Raw genomic sequence first — 21,851 nt, forward strand, 5'->3', positions numbered from 1 at the left:
CCTCTGTAAGATTAACCGACAATCGTGTAGCGCAACGTGCCGTATGCTACCCATGTTACCCGACTTATCCGGACCGTAACACCACCATAATTAGCAAAGAAATCATGGCTACATTTCGCAATAAGGCCGCCATGCGACGAAAGAAAACCCGTTCGCCGGGCGGGCGAACGGGTTAGACGGCCGGAGCGGAAGCATTCCGGTATTTGTTATAAATGGCTCGACAAAGGTTCAAGTCCTGCAGCACGTCCTCGAAGCTCTCCATGTCGGTGTCGCGTTCGATCGTGATCGCGTCGCACGACGTGTTGTTCATGACCCACTCGGTCAAAGCAAGCACCTTCGGATCGATGCCGCCGACGTGGGAGTCGTACAGCTCGCCGTTCTGCTCGGTATGCCCGGCGACGTGCAGCTGCAGCACGCGGTCTCTCGGAATCGCATTCAGGAACGACAGCGGATCGTAGCCGATCGTCTCCGCGTTCAGGAACAAGTTCGTCACGTCGAGCAGCAGGCCGCAATCGGCTTTCTCGAGGACGCGACGGATGAATTCGCCCTCGGTATACACGCTGCCCGGCCATACGAACGAATGCGTCACGTTCTCGAGCAATATCGGCCGGCCCAACGTTTGCTTCAGCGCGACGATATGGCCGACGACGACGTCGATTGCTTCGTCCGTGTACGGCAAGGCGATGAAGTTGTCGATCTCCATATCGCCGGAACGGCTGTACGACAGATGCTCGCTCACCCATGGGGCATCAACGAGGTCCGCCGTCTGCTTGAGCGCCTCGACCCGGTAATCGGCGGGCGCTTCGATCGAGCCGAGCGACAGGTTCAGGCTGTGCACCACGATCGGTACTTGACCGATGAACGGACCGAGCTCCGCCTTCACCGCTTCGAGCGCCCGCTTCTGGCTATATTCGAGAAAATCGACATGCTGGCGAACCAGCTCCTCCTGACCGACGAAATCCAACCGGAAGCCGACGCCGACTCCTTTTACCATCCTTGATCCTCTCCTTTGGTCGATACGATGATATTCATATCCAGCAGCTCGTCGATCATGTCCTGCGGCTCCTTCTCCAGTGCGTAAGCGCGGACGATCCGATCGGCGGCCGCGGCCAGCGCCTCCATCGCGACCGGCTGGCGGCACGAAGACAACAGTTCATAACAGGCTTGGTCGATTTCGTACAAGTCGATTTTGCCGCTGTCCGGACAGCACAGGACGTAGCCGATCTGGCCGTAATGCCGCTCCAACAGCTCGGGGTCGAGACGTTCTTCGATAATAAGCTCCGAGGGGTAAGGGAAAGCGCGGAAGTGAACGTGCGGGGCAACGCAATAACCTGGTTGCTCGGGCAGCGGGGTTGCGGGGGAAGTGGCGCAGGCGTGCATCCATTTCTCGAAGGCGGTAATATCGGCGAACAGACGAGCGCGCGCCGGTTCCGCCTGCGCCGCAGCGAAATCGAGGAACGCGGCGAGCTGGGCGGCCCATTCGTTCTGATGCATGTCGCGCCCTCGCAGAAAATCCCGCGTCAACCGCTTCGTCTGCTCATACGTCAATAGCGATAGCGTGCGCCGCACGAACGGGAGCGCGGATTTGCTCAGCCGCTTGTGGGCGACCGCATACTGGAACGATTCAATGACCCGGCGAGGAAGCTGGCGGGCGGCTTGAAGCTCCTCCTCTTCCAGTCCGAAGCGGTCTCCCGCATCCTCGGGCCGTACGAACAGCTCATCCGACAAATCGGGAGAGATGGTCACCTTCAGCATCATGCGTTGAATTTCTGCCAAAGACATCGGGTTCGATCACCTGGCCTTATGCGATTTTTAAGTGGGGGGTAGTATTGGTGGAGCCTTGCTCGGCGTTCAAGACTGGCAAGGCTCCCGGTTCATGGTTGAAGAGGGATCATGATGCGGGTTATCGAGGGGATAAACGGCTTAGTGGCAGTAGCAGCAGGAGCAGCAGCAGACAACGATCTCGCGTTTGACGCTTTTCACTTTCTTGATCATGATGGCTTCACCTCCTTGGGTAAGGTTGGGGTGGCGCATCGCCTTGCCACAATTCGGATTATAAAGACGATTAGGCGGGCGGGGTAGGATGAACTTTCTTCACCCCTGTCGGGTGGCGAACGCAAGATGAGCGGCTTGAGGATAAGAGCGGTTCATGCCGGGGAAGCGCATAAGGAGGTTAATTCGGGTCGAAGAGCTTTTGCTTGATGCTTTTCCATTGCGTCTTGATCGTGTTCAGCGACTTGTTCAGCTTGCCGGAAATTTGGGTTTTACTCAGCCCCTGCTCCCGTAGGTCGTACAGCTCCCGCTCCGAGGGGGTCAGCGCCATGAGCCGGATTTCCTTGCGGATCAGCGACGCGGCATCGGGATGGATCCCGCTTCGGTTCGCGTGCGCGTCCCGGATCGCCTGGGCGATATCCTTGTAGCTGGATTTGCTGATGAAATTGGCGGCCCCGCTCTGGAACGATTGGAGAATGAGCCCCTTCTCTTCCAGCGACGTGACCATGATGATGCTCGTGACCTTCCCTTCGACGCGCAATATTTCTTTGGCCGCCTCCAGACCGTCCAGCCGGTTGTCCGACAGGTTAATGTCCATCAGCACGACATCCGGTTCGGCGGATCGAAAGCGTTCGAGCGCTTCATCCTTCGTGCCGGCCACGGCCGCCACCTCGATGTCCGGCTCGGCGTTCAAGAATGCGGACAGCCCCTGCTGCCAGATCAGGTCGTCCTCTACCAATAACACACGTATTTTGTTCAACCACAACGCCTACTTTCCGTAAAATAAACATTCCCCAGTATACTGGAATCCGAACGCGCTGAAGAGGCCTAACTGTGGGGGCGGAAAACCGTGACCGAGGTCCTACGTAATACAGCGGCACGAACACGCTTTCAACCTAGATGAACTTTAGTTCAGGTGTCCTATAGGATATTTATCTAGAAAATAAAAAACGAAGCCGCATCCACGCATGGCTTCGTTTACTTTGTTACGCCGCATCAGATCGGCTATTACGTGAAGCAAATTTTACGATACGACCCAAATTGCGATCGAGGATATACAGACCAACTAACCAATAAACAGGTTGCAGCAGCACGAGAACTTCAACGAATTCTATCTCACTGGTTACGTATCGTATGGCTATAATCAAAACAGACGAAAGCATCAGACCGAGGAAATAAGCCACCCAGGTCATGAGGTAGAATCGCGCGACGACAAGAACCATTGGCTGCAGCTCCGAAGCTTGAAATCGAATGGTTAGCGATCGATCCGGCGCAATCCAATTTGCTAACTTACCTGCATATGCAAACAGCGCAAGTCCAATAAAGGAATCAAAGATGCCATCCAGTTCATCCTTGCTCAGCAGCCAAAAAATCGATCCCTGATCACCCATAAATTCACCTAAAATTCCATCCCGCATGCTTCCCAGCGAAATCAGGAAACTCAATAAATCACCAATTCCGATAAACATATAAAAGACGCCATATATTCGTACCAGCACCCGGATCAGCGAGTAATACGTCAAATCTTGTTCCGGTCTATCCATCATGTTGATTGAACTCCCCCCAATATGTCTCCTCCAAGTCTACTTGATTTGCTCTAAAAATACATCATTAGAGAGGGAGAGTGCGTCTGCGAACGAGAACAAAGGTGTAGATCGAATCGGAGACAACGCCCTATACAGTCGACGCCAGCGGCAGTCGAACTCGCAGCTCGCAGCCCCACTCCGCGCTCTGCGAGACTCGAAGCGATCCGCCGACTAGCTGGACGCGTTCGTTCATCGCCGTCAGGCCGAACCCGTAGGCCGAATTGTCGTAGGGCAATCCGTTATTTTGAAGGAGCAGCAGCACGCCGTCCTCCCCGACGGTCAACTCGCAGTTGAACCGCGTTCCGCGCCCGTGGCGCATCCCGTTCGTCAGCCCTTCGAGCAGGGCGTGATAGAGCACCTTGGAGCAACCCGGCGGAAGTTGAGGCAGCGGATCGATGCGGTACTGGATATCAACCTGAGTCGCTTGGGTCGTATTGCGCATCAGCACGATCATGGCGTCGCGCAAATCATACGCGGGCGCCTCGTCCTTCATGAGACGAACGGAGGAGCGCACCTGATCCAAGCCGCTTCGCACCAGATCCTGCGCGGACGCCAGCCGCTGCAGCGCGGCCTCGCGGTCGGTGTCGAACAATCTCTTGGTCACTTCCATCTGCATAATGGTCGCCGTCAGCGTATGACCGACGGTATCGTGCATTTCGTGCGCGATCCGATTGCGCTCCTCCAATGCGACGACTTCCTCCATCGTGTCCATCGTCACCTGAATCGCTTCCTGCAGCTCCTCCGTCCGCTGTCGCAGCTCTTCCGCCCGCTGGCGATTGATCGCCTCGAGCTGATCGTTCTTCAAGGCAAGCTCGTGCGCGTATCGTTTGACCTGCCGATGCGTCTTCGCGTAACGGACGAGCAATACCCCCGCAAGACAAAGGATGAACCCGAAGACGGCCAGTTGCACGAATGCTTCCTTGAAGAGCGCGCCGGCGACGGGATAAGGCTCGAACAAACGCGAAGAGATCGAATAATAGTTCAAATCAATATAATGCACCGCCGTGAAAATACCCAACAGCCAAATGCCAGCCATAATTAGCCGCGTCTCCAGCCTGTTCTCGTGCCGGCCGGAACGGTACAGGCCCAAGAGGATGCACAAGACGAGCGGAACTGCCGTCACGGCAAACAGCTGCTCGACCAGCATATGGTAGAGCCAGTCGTTGATGAAGGCCGCCGCGAACACGATGAGACCAAAGCTATAATAGGCAGCCGCCAACCGCCGGAACCAGATCCGCCAACCGCCCGCGAAGGTCTCGGCAAGAAACCCGAGCAGAGCCCCCGTGCCCAATGGCAGCGCGATATTCTGGATATAGACAAGCAACGGAATGTCGGCGAACAGCTGCAGAGACGCGGCGCGGACAATGCTGCCGTAGGCGACACATACGCTAAATAACGCGAAATGCAGGTAGATCGGATCCTTCCTGTTCAACGCGTACAGAATGAAGGCCAGCATGCCGGCAATAAGTCCGACGACGCAGGACAGATAGCGAAACGCGTCGCTGCGCAGCATGTGCGTCATGAAGTGCTCCATCCGACCTACCCGGAAGAGGCCCTCGGCGGGATCGCCGCCGTCTTGATAGACGCGGGCATATAACGGATGGCCGTAGTCCTCTGGCTTCAGATCGGCAATGCCCCACCGAAGCTCCTTGTTCACCAGGCGAACGTCGCGATCCATATTGAACGCGTAAATCTGGCCGGACCGGGTATACAGCTCCGCGTGCTTGAACCCCTGCACATGCAAATTCGGCTCGTCGCGCAGCTGCTCGGGCAGCCGGTAACGCAGCCAATAGTAGCCTTGGTATCCATCAAGCAGCGAATCCGCGTCCTCGATCTTAAACGGCCTCCAGCCTTCCGATGCCGCAAGCGCGTTAGCCTCGACAGCCAAATCGCCAAGATGGATTTGCCAGCCGCTCGACAGATGGAGCAAGCGAGATTCGTCCGCCTCTCGACCGCCAAGCGTATTCCACGTGAGCAGCAGACAAAATATCGCGAAGAGCAGCAGCGAGAGCGATGCCATCCCTATCGTGCAAAGCCAGTTCCGGATGCGGGTCATGGCGATTCGTTCCTCCTGAGTCCGTGCCGCAGGCTTCATGATCGGCGCTTAGCCATTGCCTGCGGCAGGGTTGCTCTCTCTATTAAAACAGAAATTCATCCGGAGTCTTGCTAAAAAATGTTTAAAATCGCCAGGGCCGCGACCGATCCGCTACAAATCCCCCAGTTTATTCACGAATTTAACGGACAGATAGACGCTGACCAGGCCCAACAGGCTCATTATCGCATAAAGCAGATCCGCATTCAGCGTGATGCTGAACCAGCCGAGAAAATTCTGCATTTGCATGAGGACGATGGCGCACAGAACCGTCGGAATGACCGCCCTTCTCCACAAGCCGAACCAGAAGAGCGGAATCAACGAGGCGAGCGCGACCACGGCGGCGTGAACGACCGCCCGAAGCGCATAATTCGCCAAATCCGCGGCCGTCGGCACCCCTTCGATAAAATCGAGCGCGAGATCAAAACCATAGGTCGTTATGCCTGCCAGCACGAAGGAGATGAGCGAGCACAGGTACACCGCCCCGGCAATAAACATCGTCTTCGCCATGACCAGCCGCCGCCGGCTGAGCGGGTAACCATACGAGAGCGCCATCGTGCGGTTCTTGAATTCTTCGATGAAGACATGATTGACGAGGGATGCTCCGAACAACAGGAAGCCCATCTGAATCGGCAGCATAATCTCCATCGCCGCCCCATAGCTTTCGCCCAACGGAATGTTCGGCGCGTCCGCGAAGACGAATTGCAGGAAGATCGTCGGCAAGATCATGAGGATGACCCAATAAATAACGGCTTCGCCCATCACTTTGCGGGTATGCAGCTTTCTCCATTCGAGCTCCATTAACTTAAACATGCTTATCTCCCCCTTGGATTTGATTGTAGAAGTAGTCTTCCAGCGTGCCGGTATGCTTCTGGATCTCCTCGATCTCGATGTCTTGCGATACGAGCAGCTTCGAGATCTGTCCCGCGGTAATGCCCGCATCGTAGATCCGGATTTTGTTGTCCTGCACGATCTTCAAGTTGGTCGCGCGAAGCTCGTGCTCGAGCAGGAATACGGATCGCTGCACGTTCGAGGTGACCAGCTCGAGGTAGTCGGTCCGCTGCTGCCGAATATCCGCAAGCGACACCTCGTCGACCAATTGTCCTTGCCGCACGACGCCGATCCGGTCGGCCATCTGCTCGATCTCCGCCAAAATATGGCTGGAGAGCAGGAACGTGATGCCGTATTCCTTATTCAGCGTCCGGACCAAATCACGCATATCTTTAATGCCGATCGGATCCAGGCCGTTAGTCGGTTCATCCAATACGATCAGCTCCGGTCTCGTGATGGCCGCCCGCGCGATGCCCAGCCGCTGCTTCATGCCAAGCGAGAAATCTTTCACGCGTTTATTCTCGATCCCTTGCAGCTGCACCATATCCAACGCTTGATGGATGGCCCGCTCGTCATAAAAGCCTAAATATTCGCAGTGTATTCGCAGATTCTCCATCGCCGTGAGGTGCTCGAAGAAAATCGGATATTCGATAATGCTGCCGATGCGCTTCAGGCCATCCTTGGCGGATTCGTCGAGCTTCTTGCCGAACAGCATGATTTCGCCCGAGGTCGGAATGATGAGTCCGGTGAGCATTTTCATGATCGTCGTTTTGCCCGCGCCGTTCGGTCCGAGCAGCCCGTAAATTTCGCCTTTCCTCGCGTTCAGATTGACGTTCGATACGATGCTTTTTCCTTTCACCGCTTTTGTCAGGTCGTGCGTTTGAATGATTGCATTCATTTTAATCGAGCCTCCTCGCGATTCGTTTCGCGTTCGTTTTGTTACTTTTATAATAGACCGGAGAATCGAGTTTTTCCTTTCCCGTTTCTTACACGTTTCTTAAGATTGTTCCCTCGCCCCTTCCCCCTCCAAAGGAGAGGCACCAGAAGGTTAGCACCCTCTGGACTCTGCTAATGAGCGTGACTCGGTTCGCGGCCGTCTTCGATGTGTCCTTTCGAGGTAGGCTTGCGATTGTCCTTTGGACAAAGCTTTCGTTCGAGCTTCGTACGTCTCGTTTTGCCTTGGGTGGTATCCTGATGTTGGTGTGCGCTTGATGCGTTTGCGTGCTGACTTTCGCTTTCGTCCGCTTGGCGGACACGCTTTACGTTTTATTTCCTCTATGTAATAAAAAATGACGTTCAGCGGCAGCCGAACGTCTCCTGTAGTCATTTCAGTAGGTCAAAGGCTTGAACTTGCAAGTAAAGATCGTTTTCTCGAACGGCGTGCTGCTTAAGCGGATCGTTCCCTTCATTTCCTCGGTCAACCGTTTGGAGATGCTTAGACCCAGGCCGCTTCCTTGGAACTGCAAGTTCCGGGCGTCATCCAGCGTGTAGAGCCGGTCGAACACGCGCTCTTGATGGATTTCCGCGATCCCTTTTCCCCGGTCCCACACGTCGACGGCCACATACTCGCCTTCCTCCCGAACCGTTACGCCGAGGACGCCGCCTTCGCTGCCATACCGGATGGAATTCGAGATGAGGTTGCTCAAGATGCGCTGCAGCGCCTGCTCGTTCCCCAATATGTAGAAGGGACGCTCCGGAATGTCCAGCTCGACCCGAAGATTGCGGGATGATAGCAGATCGTAAAATTCCAGCACGCTTTGCCGGCTTACTTCGCTCAGCGATATTTTGCCAAGCGGGATATCGTAGTCCTCCGACTCGAGCTTGACTAGGTCGAAAAATTGATTGATCAGGCCGATCAGCGCGTTCACTTTATCGTTCAGCCGGCGCATGATCTGCGTCTCATCTTCTCTGGTCAACGTCTTCGGCTGATTCAATTTCTCCGCATAGCCCAAAATGACGGTCAGCGGCGTCTTCAAATCGTGGGACATGTTGGAGATCATTTTGCGCTGGCTGTCCTTCGCCTTGGCATAATCGGCGATGACCTTCTGGTTGTAATCCAACAGACGGTTGACCTGCACGAGCAGACGTTGAAGCGTTTCCAGACCGGTCGGCACGAGCACCTTCTCGGCCGTCTCCTGCGCGATGATGTCCGCGATCTTCTCCGTGATCTCATCCACCGTGCGCTTTAATTGCCGCTTCGCGTAAAATTGCCAGCCGATAACCGCGGCCATGATGCCGATGATGATCGATAGTATTAGAACCATAACCTACTCACCCATCTTATAGCCAATGCCCCAGATCGTCCGGATGTATTGCGGAGCCGACGGATCGTCTTCGATTTTCTCCCGAAGCCTGCGGATATGGACGTTAATGACGTTCTCGTTCCCGTAATAATCGTCTTCCCAGATGAGCTGATAAATCTGCTCCTTGGTGAACACCCGGTTGCGATGACCGAGAAACAGCTTCAGAATATGAAATTCCTTGGCGGTGAGCTGCACGCTCTTCCCTCGGACGTTCACGGCGAACGTATGCAAATCCAAGGTGAGGTCCTTGAACGACATCGTAGGCGGAGCGGCCGGCTGGCTCTCCGCTTGCGTATATCGCGTCGCCCTGCGAATGGCAGCCTGCACCCGGGCTGTAAGTTCGATCATGGAGAACGGTTTGCTCAAATAATCGTCCGCCCCGAAGCCAAGGCCCAGCGCTTTGTCCAGATCGCTGCCCTTCGCCGAAATAATCAAGACGGGGACGACGCTCGATTCTCGGATTTGCTTGAGCAGCTCCATGCCACTCATCTTGGGGAGCATCAAATCGAGCAAAATCAAATCGAACGGCTCCTGCGCGAATAGACGCGCGGCTTCTTCGCCGTCGCCAGCCGTGCAGACCGTGTAATGCTCCTGTGTCAGATGACCTTCGATTAACTGGCTGATCTCAAGGTCATCCTCGGCGAGCAGAATTCGCTTAGACATCTCTTCGTTTCCTCCCATTCCGCCGTATCCCGCCCCATAGCGGCCTCCCTCATCGTCGCTTCATTTTATCATACGGCAGAAGGTTTGGGATGAAATGGATAAAAAAGAGCAGCCGCGGGACGCGGACTGCTCGAGGGACGCCGGCTCCGTTAAACACGCTTGGAGCGCATGGCTTTTACTTTTTTGACCGTCTCATCGCGCAGGAACGCTTGATACTCCGCCGATTCCAACGCATAGAGGGCCATCTTGCCTTCGGCATCGTGATGGATGCCCCACCCGTAACGCTTGCCCAGCGAAGAAGCGCGGAGGCAGGGCTGCCCTTTGGAGAAGAACGTCTCGCGCGAGGCCGATCTCTCGGACTCGGGTACTTCGCCGCGAACGGCGAATACTTCGAACAGCACGTCTTCCTGCGTGTAGCGGTAAGGATGGTTCGCGATCAGCTCATACTGCATGACCGGCACCGTCTTGGCATCCCCCTTGGCCTTCGGAATCTCCGCGGCCGCCACGGGGCAATCCTCGGCGACTTCAATAAACGTACCATAGTAATTATTGTCCTTCATCGCGTAGCCTCCTCGTCAATATCCGTTCGCGCCGGGTCATCAGCGATTAATCGGCGAGGCATGAATACCCAGTCCAATAATACCATAAGTTTACAGCCGAATCATCGCCCCGTTGACCATAGATTCCTATTCTTCGACGGCGTGCCGGCCATAGGCTAATTCGCGGAAATCGATGACGCGCGTGCAGATCCGGTCGATCAAATGACGGTCATGGCTGACGACCAGCATGCCCATCCCGCGGCTCTGCGCAAGGTCAAGCACCGTCCGCCATATTCTCGCCTGGGTAATCGCGTCGAGCATCGTCGTCATCTCGTCGGCGATGAAGAACCGGGTCTGCGGCGCCAACGCGCGGGCGATGCACAGCCGCTGCAGCTCGCCGCCGGACAGCTCGGACGGCCATCGCTTCAGCCACTCCCGTCTAATCTCGAGCGAATCAAGCAGCGCCTCATCCGGCCGCCATCCCTCGCTAATGATGGCGCCGGCCTTCCAGCGCGGATTGACGGCCCGCTCCGGATGCTGGAAGATCAGCTGGACCGGCCGGTAGCCGGACGTCGGCAGCGTCGCCCCGTCGAGCAGCACCTCTCCTTCGTCGCAGGCATCGTAGCCGGCCAGCAATCGGCAGAAGGTCGACTTGCCGCACCCGCTCGGGCCCAGCAAGCCGACCGTATCGCCCGTGCGGAAGGCGGCGCTCGCCTGCCGGAAGAGCCACGCCTCCCGAGCGTAGCGCTTACTGACGTTCCGTGCTTCAAGTCGCATGATAACACCTCACCATCCCATCGCGAAGTTCGCGCGGCTTCGGCGCGGTCTTGGCGCACTCGATCGTCGCCAGCGCGCACCCCCTCGCGTGGGAGCAGCCTACGGCCGACCGGGAGAGCGGCTCGTTTGCCCCCAAGTCCGGGACGGCGAAGCCGTTCTGCGGCAGCGCCCGCCACAACGCCCGCGAGTATGGGTGGCGAAGCCGATCGCCAGCGCCTTCGAAATCCGCCGCCCGCGCAACCTCCAGCGACGTCCCCGCATGGAATACCGCGACCTTGTCGGCAATCGCCAGCGCGGCCTCCAAGTCATGCGTGATGAACACGATGGCCGTGCCGTTCTCCGCGAACGTCTTGAACGCCCGCAGCGTCTCTTGCACGACCGCCGGGTCCATGCCCGGCGTCGGCTCGTCCGCGACGATCAGCTCCGCGCCGCTCACCGTGGCGATGGAGACGAGGACGCGCCTGGCCATCCCGCCTGACAACTGGAACGGATAGCGCCTCTCGGTCAGCGGCGCGAGACCGTACCGGGCGAACGCCATGCGCTGCTCTTCGGCCGGGTCGCCCGCGCGGACCGCCTGCCTCACCTGCCGTCCGACGCGCATGAGCGGATCGAGCGACTGCACGGACTGAGGAACGAAGGCGATTCGCTTGCCTCTGAGCTGGCGGATTCTCGAAGCCGTAAGCGGCTGTCCGTCGAAGGCCATCTGCCCCCCGACCGACGCGTTGCGCGGCAGAATGCCGAGAATGGCGTGGGCAAGCAGGCTTTTGCCCGAACCGCTGGCGCCCACCACCGCGACGATCTCGCCTCGCTCCACGGAGAGGGAGAGGTCTTGGATCGCCGTCGCCTTCTTCCGCCGAAGCCCTCTGTCGTATTGCGTGAACGTAACGGATAATTCTTTCACTTCAAGCAGCGGCATCCCGCGTCAAGCCTCCTTTCTACTCCTGCGAACGGCTCGGGTCGACGAGCGCGTGCACGCCGCCCGCCAGCACGTCGAACGAACGGACGAGGACAACCAGGCAGAGCCCCGGGAAGAAGGCCAGCCACCACATGCCGGTCGACAAGTAGCGCATCGACTCGGACAGGATAATGCCGATCGCCGGCTGATGCGGGGACAGACCCATCCCGAGGAACGTAATCGCACCCTCGTGCAGAATGGCGTGCGGGAACAGCAGCAGCGTGCCCACGATAAATTGCGGCCATAGATGCGGCAGCAGATGCCGGGTGGCGATCCACCAATTGGAGCGCCCCATATGCCGAGAGACGAGGACGAATTCGCTGGACTTCAGCTGCAGCAGCTCCGCCCGGATCAATCGTGCCAGGCTGGGCCAATGCGTAAGGCCGACGGCGATAATGACGCCCTTCGCGCCGCCTCCCGTCACGAAGGCGATCAGGAGCAGCAGCACGAGATGAGGCACGCTCAGGAACAGATCGATGAGCCAGGTAATGAACCGGTCGGCCGCCTTGCCCAGCGCAGCCGCCATCAACCCGAGCGCCCCCGCGATCAAGCCGCTGGCAAGCGCGGCGGTCAGCCCGACGCCAAGGCTCAAGGCGAGCCCCTTCATCGACCGCGCGAACATGTCTCTGCCAAGCCAATCCGTCCCGAACGGATGAGTCCAGGAAGGCGGTTCGTTCCGCTCCGCAAGATGCGTAGCCAGCCGGTCGCCGCCCAGCATCGGCGACAGCGCCGCCGGCAGCAGCAGCAGGACGAGGGCAACGGCCGCATAAATCAACGTTCTCGTTCGAAGGTTCATTCGCTCTGCCCCTCCCGAATGCGGGGATCGACCCATCGGTAGATCAGCTCCGCCAGCAAATTGCCGGCAAAGACGAACAACGCGCTGAACAGCACGATCCCGAGAAGCAGTGGGACATCCCCCCGCGTGCTTGCTTCCACCGTCGCCTTCCCGAGTCCCGGATAGGAGAAAATTTGCTCGACCAGAACGGCTCCGCCGAACAATTCGCTGAAGGAGGCGAATTGCAGCGTGACCGCCGGGAGCAGAATGTTTCGCAACCCATGGCGGCGAAAGAGCAGGAAGCCCTCTTCTCCTTTCGCCCTGGCGAACAGGACGTAATCGCTGGCAAGCACGTCGACCAGCTTCGCTCTCGTATGGAGCGCGATATTCGAGATGCCCGTGATCGATAGCGTCAGCGCCGGAAGGATCATATGCCGCGCGCGATCCAGCCAGGTAACGTCCCCGGCCGGCACGCCAGCCGGCGTGCCCAGCCCCACCGGGAAAATCGGCAGCCATACCGTAAAGACGATCAGCAGCAGCAAGCCCGCCCAGAAGGTAGGCGTCGACGACAACGCGTAGCAATACCATTTGATCGCGCGGTCCAGCCACGTCTCTCTGCGCATCGCGGCCGCGACGCCGGCTGCGAAGCCCAAGATGCCGGACAGGAGCCACGCGGCGATCATTAAGGCAAACGAACTCAGGAATCGTTCGACGATCACTTCGCTTACCGGCGCCCGATGAATCATGGAGGTTCCGAAATCCCCTTGGAGCAGGGAAGCCATCCATGCCCAGAACCGCTGCAGCGGAGGGTCGTCTAGCCCCCAATACGCGGCGATCGCCTCTCGCTGCTCCGCTCCTACCCGCAGCAGGTCCGCGCCGATGTAGGCCTGCGTTGGATCGATCGGCGATTGGCTGATCAGCGCGAACGTGACCGCGCAAGCCGAGGCGAGCAGCAGCGCAAGCTTGCCCGCTTGCCGAAGCGCGAATTTGCCGATGCCGGACTGTCTTCCCGCCGCCATTATTCCGTCCACGTCCACTGCTCGATATTGCTCGTAACCGGCCAGCCATGGCCGTGCGGATGGATGGGCTGCTCGCCGATGTCCAGCTTCTCGTCGACTAGGTACAGGTGATTCACGTTCACCAGCCACGCCCACGGCGCGTCGCCGGCGCCGCTCATGCCCGTCGTTCCGTCCCACTGCGCCTTCTCCCAGAAGGCGTTCGCCTGCTCTTCGTCGGCCGCGGCCAGCGCTTGCTCCATGTAGCCGTCCACCGCCTTGTTGCCGTAATGGCCGGGATTGAAATAATCGACGCCGGCATACTTGCTGCTATAGACATTGTACATCTCGAGCGGGTCGAGGCTGCCCCAGCCGAATAGCACCGCGTTCGCATGCATCAGCTTGCCGATCTCGTCCCAGCTCTTGCCGTCCACGAGCGCTTCGATGCCCAGCGGCTTCATCATGTCGGCCGATGCGATGGCCAACGACTGCCGGGTGACGTCACCCGAAGGATAGAGGAGCGTAAATTGCGCCTTCGTCCCGTTCTTCTCCACGATGCCGTCTCCGTCTGCGTCCTTCCAGCCGCCCTCGGCCAGAATTTCCTTCGCCTTCGCCGCGTCGCCATCGGCTAGAACGGTGTCCGGATTCCACCATGGCAGCTTGTCGGCGATCGAATAAGCCGGCGTCCCCTGCCCTTCGAGAATGCCCTCGACCAGCGATTGACGGTCGATGCCGAAGTTGATCGCTTGGCGAATGGCCAGATCCGCCGTGACGTCGTTGCCCACCGGATGGCCGTCTTTCGTCGTGCCGCCGGCAGGCACGTAAGGGAACATAATGCCGCGGTTATCGACGGATGGCAGCGATTCGAGCCGCATGCCGGCGACCTGCTCCTTGCTGAACGCGGACGGGATGTAGGCCATGTCGACCGTGCCCGCCTTGGCCGCCGCGAACGCCGCGTCCTCGTCGAGGAAGAGGAACGTCAACTTCTCGAATTTCGGCAGCTCGCCATAGTAAGTCGCATTGCGTTCCACGATCAGCTGCTGCCCCTTGTCCCATTGGACGAACGCATAGGGTCCCGAACCGATCGGATGCTCCGCGTAATCGCCGGCGTGCGCGTGCTTCGGCACGATGCCGAGCGAAGCCAGAATATCGACGAACGTCGATTGCGGCCGGCCGAGCGTGAGCTCGACCGTATCGCCGTCCGCCGCCTTGGCCGACCGGAGATTGGTCAGATCGACGACGGAACTGCTTGCCTTCGCCGTCTCGAACGTATAGACGACATCGTCCGCCGTCAGCGGCTCGCCGTCGCTGAAGCGGACGTCGCCGCGCAGATCCACCGTCCACGTGCGGCCGTCCTCGCTGATGGCGTATTTCGTCGCGAGGTCGTTCACGATCGCCATGCCGCTATCGCGCTTGAGCAGCGTGCTCTGGAACAGCGGCGATCCGTATCGCCCCCAACCCGTAGTCGGATCGAAGCCGTTGTCCGGCTCGCCGCCTACCGCCAGAATGAGCTCGCGCTTGGGCTTTGACGAATCGCCGGCGGCGGTCTCTCCGGCATCGTTCGCCGCCGAGCATCCCGCAAGCAGGACCAGCAGCGACGATAGCGCGATTTTCACAGGCATCCATTGTGCCGTAATCAAGGTCAACTCCCCCACTCCTACCTGTCATGTTGCGTTGGGAACCCGGCGAGTCGCCTCGCAGCCCACTGTTGTTTCGCGAGAAATTATGTATGCTTACGCTCCTCGTCATGCAGACTGCCCGGATGTCCGCGCCGCTCGTCGCCGTTCCCCGGTTCGAGATGCGTCACCGACAGTTCCGCATACAACACCCCTTTCAACGCGCGGATGCGATCGCCGAGCTCCCGAAGCCGCCGTACCTCGCCGCGTACGACGAGTATTTCCAGACACTGGTCGTGATTCAGGTGGACGTGCATGGTCGAGATAATGTCATGATGATAGGCATGCTGAAGCCCGGTCAACGACAGAGGAAGCTCGCTCGCATGATGGTTATAGACCATCGCGATCGTGCCGGCCACGCACAGCGTCGCCGGATACTGCTGCGGCTGGAGCAGCGATCGGCGGATCAAATCCCGGATCGCTTCCGATCGGTTGCCGTAACCTTGCCGCTTGATTTGCTTGTCGAACTGCAACAGCAGGTCGCTTGGAATCGAGACGCCGAACCTGCTCAGCTCGTCATGAAGCATCATTACCCCTCCTCCCGCGTCGGTCGTAGCACGAATTGGGATCATCGTAACACACGAGCCTGGAGATTTGTAGCGAATTTTACCATACATGTTCGATTTAGTTACATTCGATGTTATATACAAGCAAGAGGGTCATCCCATCGATGGAATGACCCTTCTAGATTGACCTTATCGTCATACCGGCTGCACCGCGATTAGTTGAGTACGGCCGCCATATGCGCGGACGTGACGGCCGAATGCGAAGCGGTCCAATATTTCGCCCGATCTTTCACATAGATGATTTGCGGCGACTCATGCTTGACGCCGAGATCTTCGGCGATTCGGTTCGAGACCGGCCGTGATTCGATTACCTTCACGAGAACGTAATCGACCTCGCGATTCGGATCGTCCTGCATATACTGATAAAACTCCTTCAGCGCGTTCGAGCTAACCGGCAGATCGTGCTATGCTTCAACACCACTTGACCGCGTTCGGCAGAACGTTCCAATACCGCTTGCCATTGTTCCATCGTCGTGATTTCGTTCCAATTCATGCATGCGTTCCCCTTTCGATTCGCCGCTTATTCGGCGTTACATGCTATTCGTCTCCTGCAGCCGCCCCGGTTCGCGGCGCCGCCGGCTCATCCCGACCAAGACCAGGCTAGTCACCGCCAGGATGATGCTTAGTACCCGAAAACCCGCGAAGCTGAACGATCCTCCCATGACAATGCCGATCAACAAGGAAGAGAGAATCGTTCCGAGGTATCGCGATGTATTGAATAGTCCGGATGCCACGCCGATGATCGATTTGGGCGAGCTTGCGAACAAGGCCGCCTGCATGCCGACGCTGTTCAGCCCGTTGCTGACGCCGAACGCCGCCAAAGCGATGCACACGCTAATAACGGGCGAATCCGGCCGGAGCGTCATGAGCCATACCGACCCGAACGTCATGAGGATCGCGGAGAGCAGCAACGCCGGGCGCGGTCCGGACCGATCGATCCAACGTCCTGCAATCGGTGATGCGACGAGCGAGCACGCCCCCAGACTCAGCATGAGCATCCCCGTATCGAATTCGTTGACCTGGCGCACCGACTGCAGGTAGGATGGCAGGCCGAAGAAGATCGAGTAGAACAGAAAATTCACGAGCAGGAACTCCACGTTGACCCACGTCATCGCCGGGTATTTCGCGAAGGCGCGCAGCGGAATGAACGGCGATGCGGCGCGCAGTTCATGGCGGACGAAGAAGGCCAGCAGCGCGAAACCGCTCAATCCGACCATGGCATGAATGATCGTGATATGGCCGGACGACTTTGCCGACAGCAAACCAACCAGCAGCGCGACCATACCCGCGGCGAACAGCAGAATGCCCGGCGTATCGATCATCGCGAACCATCGGCGGACGGACATGCTCCCTTCGGCCGCTGTCGCCCTTCTATCCTTGGGGATATGCCGCCAAGCCAACAGGAAGCTCGCCGACGCGAACGGAATGTTGACCAGGAAGATCGCTTGCCAATCCCAGAAGTAGAGCAGCACGCCGCCGACGAACGGCCCGACCGCGGCAGCCCCGGACAGGAAGATGGACAAGATCGACAAGGCCGCCGCTTGCTTCTCCGTCATATGGATGCGCACCAACGCCATCCCGACCGCGACCATCATGCTCGTGCCGACGGACTGCACGATCCGCAGCGCGATCAGCCATCCGAAGCTCGGAGATAACGGCGCGAGCATGGACGCCGCGAAGGCGACGATAAGTCCGAGCAGGAAAATGTTCCGGCGGCCGAATAGATCGCTGGCCTTGCCCATCACCGGCTGCGCGATCGCGCTTGCAATATAGAACGAGAAAATAATCCACGAAACGATGGTGAAATCAAGCCGGTACGCTTGCTGCAGTCTCGCGATCGCGACCGATACCATCGAAGAATTCAGCGGGTTCAGCATAATCCCGAGCCCGACGGCCATGATCAATCCCCTGCTGCCTGCATTCATATTTAAGTCCCCTTTCAATCGGTGTTGATGACATCTTAAGGGAACTTGCTCATTTATTCCAACGCATTCTATGCTATGATTTAATTACTTTAAAGGAATGAGAGAGGAGTCTTGCGCATGGAGTTGCTGCAGCTGCAGTACTTTCTGGCGGTCGCGCGATCGGAGCATGTGACCGAAGCGGCGCGAAGACTGCACGTGACGCAATCGTCGCTTAGCAAAACCATTCAGCGGCTGGAGGAAGACCTCGGCGTGCCGCTCTTCGACCGAGTCGGGCGGAAGCTCCGCTTGAACGACTTCGGCGTCCGGTTCCTTCGCCGCGCCGAGCGAGCGTTATTCGAGCTGGAGCAAGGGAGGCAAGAAATTCGGGATTTCTCCGGTCCGGAACAAGGCACGCTCAGGTTGGCGGTGACCGCCGCCAGCACGCTGCCCCATATCCTGCGGGAGTTCCGCAAGAAACGCCCTCGCATCCAGTTTCATGTGCAAATGCTGACCACGCAGGAAATGATCGCGTTGCTGCATCGGGGCGAGGTGGATTTCTGCCTGTCCTCCCCCGCGATTCAAGGCGAGGATATCGACTGCCAGATCGTGTACGTCGACCCGATTCTGGTGGCCGTTCAGGACGGACATCGGCTGGCGGACCGCCGCAGCGTCTCCTTAGCCGAATTGAGGGAGGAGTGGTTCGTAGGCGTCAAACGGGGTTATGGCACGCGCGATCTTGTGGATGGCATGTGCAAGCAGGCTGGATTCGAGCCCTACTACGTGTACGAGGGCGACGAGCCCGCCCGGTTGACCGCGCTCGTGGAAGCCGGGATCGGCATCGCCTTCATCCCGGCCACGGCCAGACATGCGCGCGAGCATATTCGCTACCTGCAGGTGGAGGACCGCGAATTGTCGCGAGAGATCGCGCTGTTGTCGCATCGGAGCCGCTATCTTTCGCGCGCCGCGTTGGAATTCCGCGAGGTGGTGCTGGATTATTTCGGATCGCTGCAATAGCGGTCCATATATAGGTATTCACCTCAAGGCTCCAGCAAGCGCGCGGCGGCGTAGGAAGCCCCTCCATTGGGAAAACTGAGGGAACGCACGACATGAATTGGAGGGATGCGCAAGTGAAAGAGTCGCTCGTATTCGTTACGATTTTCGGGACATGCTTGATTTTCTTGATCGGGGCCGATCTGATGAACGGCTACAGTCTCGCCGACGCGCTTCGGACGTTATACCATTCGTTCGCCGTGACGACGGCGGCGGAGAAACTGATCATCGCGACCGCCATTGCCCTCCCTTTCGCCACCCCTCTCCGAAGACGATTCAGCAGAACGAAACCCTCTCGTCGTAAAGGTTCTTAGTCGGAAGACGATGTTCGCGCGCCGTTCGTCTTCATTAGCGATTTCGTTCGCATACCCGTGCGCCGGACATACGCTTCGACGTCTACGTCGATCTCGCAATCCGCGAAGATCGACGGCCAATCGCCTTCGATGGTCTTCCAATATTTCGGCGACGTCCGCTTCACCTCCGCGGCGAAACCGAAGATGTCGCTCTTCTTCGCTTGTGCCGCCTTCAGCGCCATCCTGATCTCCGCCTTCGTCTCTTCCGCCAAGTGGCGCCGCAGCTTCATCATATCCTCGTTCGAGCCGGGGTCCACCTTGCACTGCGCCTCGCTTAAGCTCCCCTCTTCCTTCACCTTCACGCTCAGCCGAGGCGAGCCGTCCACGATTCGGGAGCGTATCTTGGTGAAAGACCGGATCACCTCGATCGACACGCCCTTTTCCCCATCTTCGCACGGGAAGGAGACGTTCGTGCTTTTCATCTGATTTAACGCCCATACGACGCCGCGCGCGCTCTTGCCTTCGACCCAGCCGACGAGCTTGCCTTCGGAAAACAGCGACACTCCCTTTAGTTCCAGGATGGTCGGCGGCTTCGAATAATCGAGGTTCGATTTCGCCCTGCCCTGCGTCGGACTGCCGAGAATCCGGATACCGCTGATCGCCGGCTCTCCCCCGCCCGCCAACTTTTTGATCACCGAGCCGATATCTTCGTTGACATTGTGCGCCCATACATCCGTAGCCACCTTCAGTCTGCCGATGATGGCGGTCGCGCTCGTCGGCGACAACGGCGTGATCACTTTGAGAATCGATTCCGCGCTTGCGCCTCTTGCGATAACTACCGACGTATTCAGCCGCATCTCGTGCGAGCGTTCGAAGAAATCGAGCACGTCGCTCACGCCTTCTTTCGCGAGAGATTCTCCGATGACGAGCAGCTGGGAATGCGCGAAGAACAGCTGTCTCGGCACTTTTTGCGTTGTCTTGCGGAGAGCGCTGAACATGGAATGGTCATCGGACGTAAACACGATATTCGGAATTTCGCTTATGCTGCTGCCCCCGACTTTGCCGCCCGTCGCCGCCCTTGGGTTCACGAGTTGGAAGGAGACGCGATATTGATCCGATCCTTCGATCCGATCCACTCCGATGCCGACGACGATCGCCAAATCCCGCAGTTCGCGGCTATTCCAGCAGCCTGTAACCAACAAGAACTGAAACATCAGCAATAGAATACAGATTCGCTTCGTCATTGCGCATCTTTTCCTTCTTGTTCGGTTTGCGACGCCGTCTTATCCGCCAAGGCCGCATCCCGCGCGCCAAGACCGACCGCCGCCCCTTCGTTGTTTCGTTCCGCGGATCGGCGGGTCGCCAACGGAATGCGGTAGACCGTCCGCCTCTCTCCCTCGGGCGTGTAGGGGAATTTCAACGACATGTACGGGACCGTCAGAGACGAGAGACCGCACATATGGCCGATGATCACCAGGCTGAATATCGCGATCCCATAGAACCCGAGTATAGCCGCGGCCACCATCATCGTGAACCGGACGATCCGGATCGTTGTCGCCATATTGTACGACGGGTTCGCGAAGCTCGAGATGCCCGTGATAGCCACGACGATGACCATCGCGGATGAGATAATTCCCGCTTCGACCGCCGCTTGTCCCAGCACGAGCGCGCCTACGATCGATACGGCTTGACCGATCGCGCGGGGCATGCGGATCCCGGCTTCGCGGATGACCTCGAACGTGAATTCCATCAAGAAGGCTTCGAGAAATGCAGGGAACGGCACGGTTTCCCGCTGGGCGGCAAGACTGAGCAACAGCGGCGTCGGGATCATCTCGTGGTGAAAGGTGATGGCCGCAATATAAATGGAAGGTCCGAACAAGGCGATGATCAGTGCCGCGTAGCGCAGCATCATAATCGCGAAAGCCGCTTCCGGGCGCTGATAATAGTCTTCCGCGGATTGAAATCCCATGAAGAACGTGAAGGGCGCGATGAGCACGAAAGGCGTGCCGTCCACGAATATCGAAATTCGGCCATCCAGCAAACTGTTGCTCACCATATCGGGACGTTCCGTATTCATGGTCGTCGGGAAAGGCGTCTTCTGGTCGGCCAGCAGCTCTTCCAGCTGTTCCGACCCGCTCAACGCATCGACTTGTATGCGGGACAGTCTGCTACTGAGCTCAAGAACGTATTTATCCTCAACTATCCCTTGCACATACATGATGGCCACGTTGGATGGGGATTTGGCGCCGAGCCGGAAAGCTTCCAAGCGAAGATTCGGGCTTCTCAATCTTCGCCGGACCAGCGCGACGTTCGTGCCGATCGATTCCGTGAACCCGTCCTTCGGTCCGCGAATGACCACCTGCGAAGAAGGCTCTTCGATCGCCCGATACTCCCCGCCTTTGGTATCGCCGCTGATCGCCTCCGCCGTTCCGTCGACGAAAATGATCGTGTGGCCAGACAGCAAGCACAGCAGAATACCGTCCCAGTCCGTCAGAACCCGCACGTCCCCAACCGGTAGAGCATGCAAGTTAATATCGTGCAATAAACTTCGGCCTGGCTCGGCGGACGAGTCCAACTCGAGCATGAGCGTGCGCAAGATGAACTCGTTGACCGTCTGTTTATCCGTAATGCCGTCCGTATAGACCGCCGCCGCTTTGGTTTGGGCCGCGCCGATCTGGATGCGACGAAAGACGATATCCGGACTGCCGCCAAGCTCGGCCTTCAAGTAGGCAAGATTATCTTCAAGCTGCGCGGAAGGCGCTTGCGCAAGATAAGCGCGCTGCCCGGCAGCTCCCGGACCCGGAGCGTCTCCATCCGGCTGCAGTCGCGATGGCCGTACGAACATGCTCCCACC

Annotated in this window: 21 protein-coding genes and 1 pseudogene; 2 read left to right on the plus strand and 20 right to left on the minus strand. The window is 58.3% G+C overall.

The features are described 5' to 3' along the window. Positions 1 to 172 precede the first annotated feature (172 nt). From BCM02_RS09910 to BCM02_RS09995, 18 genes and pseudogenes are all read right to left on the minus strand, one after another. Positions 173 to 994: an MbnB/TglH/ChrH family RiPP precursor modification enzyme gene (locus BCM02_RS09910; RefSeq protein WP_148928926.1), complete on the minus strand. Its 822-nt coding sequence runs from the start codon at positions 992 to 994 to the stop codon at positions 173 to 175. Continuing rightward, positions 988 to 1,782 (minus strand): hypothetical protein, encoded by a 795-nt coding sequence (locus tag BCM02_RS09915; protein WP_148928927.1) that lies wholly within the window; start codon positions 1,780 to 1,782, stop codon positions 988 to 990. Before BCM02_RS09915 ends, BCM02_RS09910 begins: the two co-directional genes overlap by 7 nt. A 391-nt stretch (positions 1,783 to 2,173) precedes the next feature. Next, on the minus strand, positions 2,174 to 2,752 hold the full coding sequence (locus BCM02_RS09920) for a response regulator transcription factor (protein ID WP_187434123.1): 579 nt from the start codon (positions 2,750 to 2,752) through the stop codon (positions 2,174 to 2,176). A gap of 226 nt (positions 2,753 to 2,978) precedes the next feature. Continuing rightward, positions 2,979 to 3,539: a hypothetical protein gene (locus BCM02_RS09925; RefSeq protein ID WP_148928929.1), complete on the minus strand. Its 561-nt coding sequence runs from the start codon at positions 3,537 to 3,539 to the stop codon at positions 2,979 to 2,981. 127 nt (positions 3,540 to 3,666) lie between these two features. Continuing rightward, entirely contained in the window at positions 3,667 to 5,634 is a 1,968-nt protein-coding gene (locus tag BCM02_RS09930) for a sensor histidine kinase (RefSeq protein WP_187434124.1), read from the minus strand. A 150-nt stretch (positions 5,635 to 5,784) separates the two neighbouring features. Then, positions 5,785 to 6,483, minus strand: a complete 699-nt coding sequence (locus BCM02_RS09935; RefSeq protein WP_148928931.1) for an ABC transporter permease — start codon at positions 6,481 to 6,483, stop codon at positions 5,785 to 5,787. Further along, positions 6,476 to 7,399 (minus strand): ABC transporter ATP-binding protein, encoded by a 924-nt coding sequence (locus BCM02_RS09940; protein ID WP_148928932.1) that lies wholly within the window; start codon positions 7,397 to 7,399, stop codon positions 6,476 to 6,478. Before BCM02_RS09940 ends, BCM02_RS09935 begins: the two co-directional genes overlap by 8 nt. Positions 7,400 to 7,829: 430 nt before the next feature. After that, positions 7,830 to 8,765, minus strand: coding sequence for a sensor histidine kinase (locus BCM02_RS09945; protein ID WP_148928933.1), 936 nt, complete (start codon positions 8,763 to 8,765; stop codon positions 7,830 to 7,832). 3 nt (positions 8,766 to 8,768) lie between these two features. Continuing rightward, entirely contained in the window at positions 8,769 to 9,467 is a 699-nt protein-coding gene (locus BCM02_RS09950; protein WP_148928934.1) for a response regulator transcription factor, read from the minus strand. Between the two features lie 149 nt (positions 9,468 to 9,616). Further along, positions 9,617 to 10,027, minus strand: coding sequence for a DUF6157 family protein (locus tag BCM02_RS09955; protein WP_148928935.1), 411 nt, complete (start codon positions 10,025 to 10,027; stop codon positions 9,617 to 9,619). 126 nt (positions 10,028 to 10,153) lie between these two features. Beyond that, complete coding sequence (locus BCM02_RS09960) at positions 10,154 to 10,783, minus strand: ABC transporter ATP-binding protein (RefSeq protein WP_148928936.1); 630 nt, start codon at positions 10,781 to 10,783, stop codon at positions 10,154 to 10,156. Continuing rightward, entirely contained in the window at positions 10,773 to 11,699 is a 927-nt protein-coding gene (locus BCM02_RS09965; protein ID WP_148928937.1) for an ATP-binding cassette domain-containing protein, read from the minus strand. Before BCM02_RS09965 ends, BCM02_RS09960 begins: the two co-directional genes overlap by 11 nt. Positions 11,700 to 11,718: 19 nt before the next feature. Next, the gene (locus BCM02_RS09970; protein ID WP_148928938.1) at positions 11,719 to 12,534 is read right to left on the minus strand and encodes an ABC transporter permease; all 816 of its coding nucleotides are present in this window, start codon (positions 12,532 to 12,534) and stop codon (positions 11,719 to 11,721) included. Beyond that, on the minus strand, positions 12,531 to 13,532 hold the full coding sequence (locus BCM02_RS09975) for an ABC transporter permease (RefSeq protein ID WP_148929226.1): 1,002 nt from the start codon (positions 13,530 to 13,532) through the stop codon (positions 12,531 to 12,533). The genes BCM02_RS09970 and BCM02_RS09975 overlap by 4 nt, the downstream gene beginning before the upstream one ends. Beyond that, positions 13,532 to 15,145, minus strand: a complete 1,614-nt coding sequence (locus tag BCM02_RS09980) for an ABC transporter substrate-binding protein (RefSeq protein ID WP_425466170.1) — start codon at positions 15,143 to 15,145, stop codon at positions 13,532 to 13,534. Before BCM02_RS09980 ends, BCM02_RS09975 begins: the two co-directional genes overlap by 1 nt. Before the next feature lie 86 nt (positions 15,146 to 15,231). Beyond that, positions 15,232 to 15,714: a nickel-responsive transcriptional regulator NikR gene (nikR, locus tag BCM02_RS09985; protein WP_148928939.1), complete on the minus strand. Its 483-nt coding sequence runs from the start codon at positions 15,712 to 15,714 to the stop codon at positions 15,232 to 15,234. A 191-nt stretch (positions 15,715 to 15,905) separates the two neighbouring features. After that, positions 15,906 to 16,243: pseudogene (ytxJ, locus tag BCM02_RS09990) on the minus strand (bacillithiol system redox-active protein YtxJ). 37 nt (positions 16,244 to 16,280) lie between these two features. Beyond that, complete coding sequence (locus BCM02_RS09995; RefSeq protein ID WP_148928940.1) at positions 16,281 to 17,675, minus strand: MFS transporter; 1,395 nt, start codon at positions 17,673 to 17,675, stop codon at positions 16,281 to 16,283. A 117-nt stretch (positions 17,676 to 17,792) separates the two neighbouring features. Between BCM02_RS09995 and BCM02_RS10000 the strand changes: the two genes are divergently transcribed. After that, positions 17,793 to 18,668 carry a LysR family transcriptional regulator gene (locus BCM02_RS10000; RefSeq protein ID WP_148928941.1) on the plus strand — a complete coding sequence of 292 codons (876 nt, stop codon included), beginning with the start codon at positions 17,793 to 17,795 and terminating at the stop codon, positions 18,666 to 18,668. A gap of 92 nt (positions 18,669 to 18,760) precedes the next feature. Further along, on the plus strand, positions 18,761 to 19,018 hold the full coding sequence (locus BCM02_RS10005; protein ID WP_148928942.1) for a YczF family membrane protein: 258 nt from the start codon (positions 18,761 to 18,763) through the stop codon (positions 19,016 to 19,018). Here the strand turns inward: BCM02_RS10005 and BCM02_RS10010 are convergent. Next, positions 19,015 to 20,241 (minus strand): Ger(x)C family spore germination protein, encoded by a 1,227-nt coding sequence (locus BCM02_RS10010; protein WP_148928943.1) that lies wholly within the window; start codon positions 20,239 to 20,241, stop codon positions 19,015 to 19,017. The two genes, BCM02_RS10005 and BCM02_RS10010, sit on opposite strands and share 4 nt — an antisense overlap. Then, the gene (locus tag BCM02_RS10015) at positions 20,238 to 21,842 is read right to left on the minus strand and encodes a spore germination protein (RefSeq protein ID WP_148928944.1); all 1,605 of its coding nucleotides are present in this window, start codon (positions 21,840 to 21,842) and stop codon (positions 20,238 to 20,240) included. The genes BCM02_RS10010 and BCM02_RS10015 overlap by 4 nt, the downstream gene beginning before the upstream one ends. Between the last annotated feature and the right edge of the window lie 9 nt (positions 21,843 to 21,851).

Source organism: Paenibacillus methanolicus, assembly GCF_008124765.1.
GTDB lineage: Bacteria > Bacillota > Bacilli > Paenibacillales > Paenibacillaceae > Paenibacillus_Z > Paenibacillus_Z methanolicus.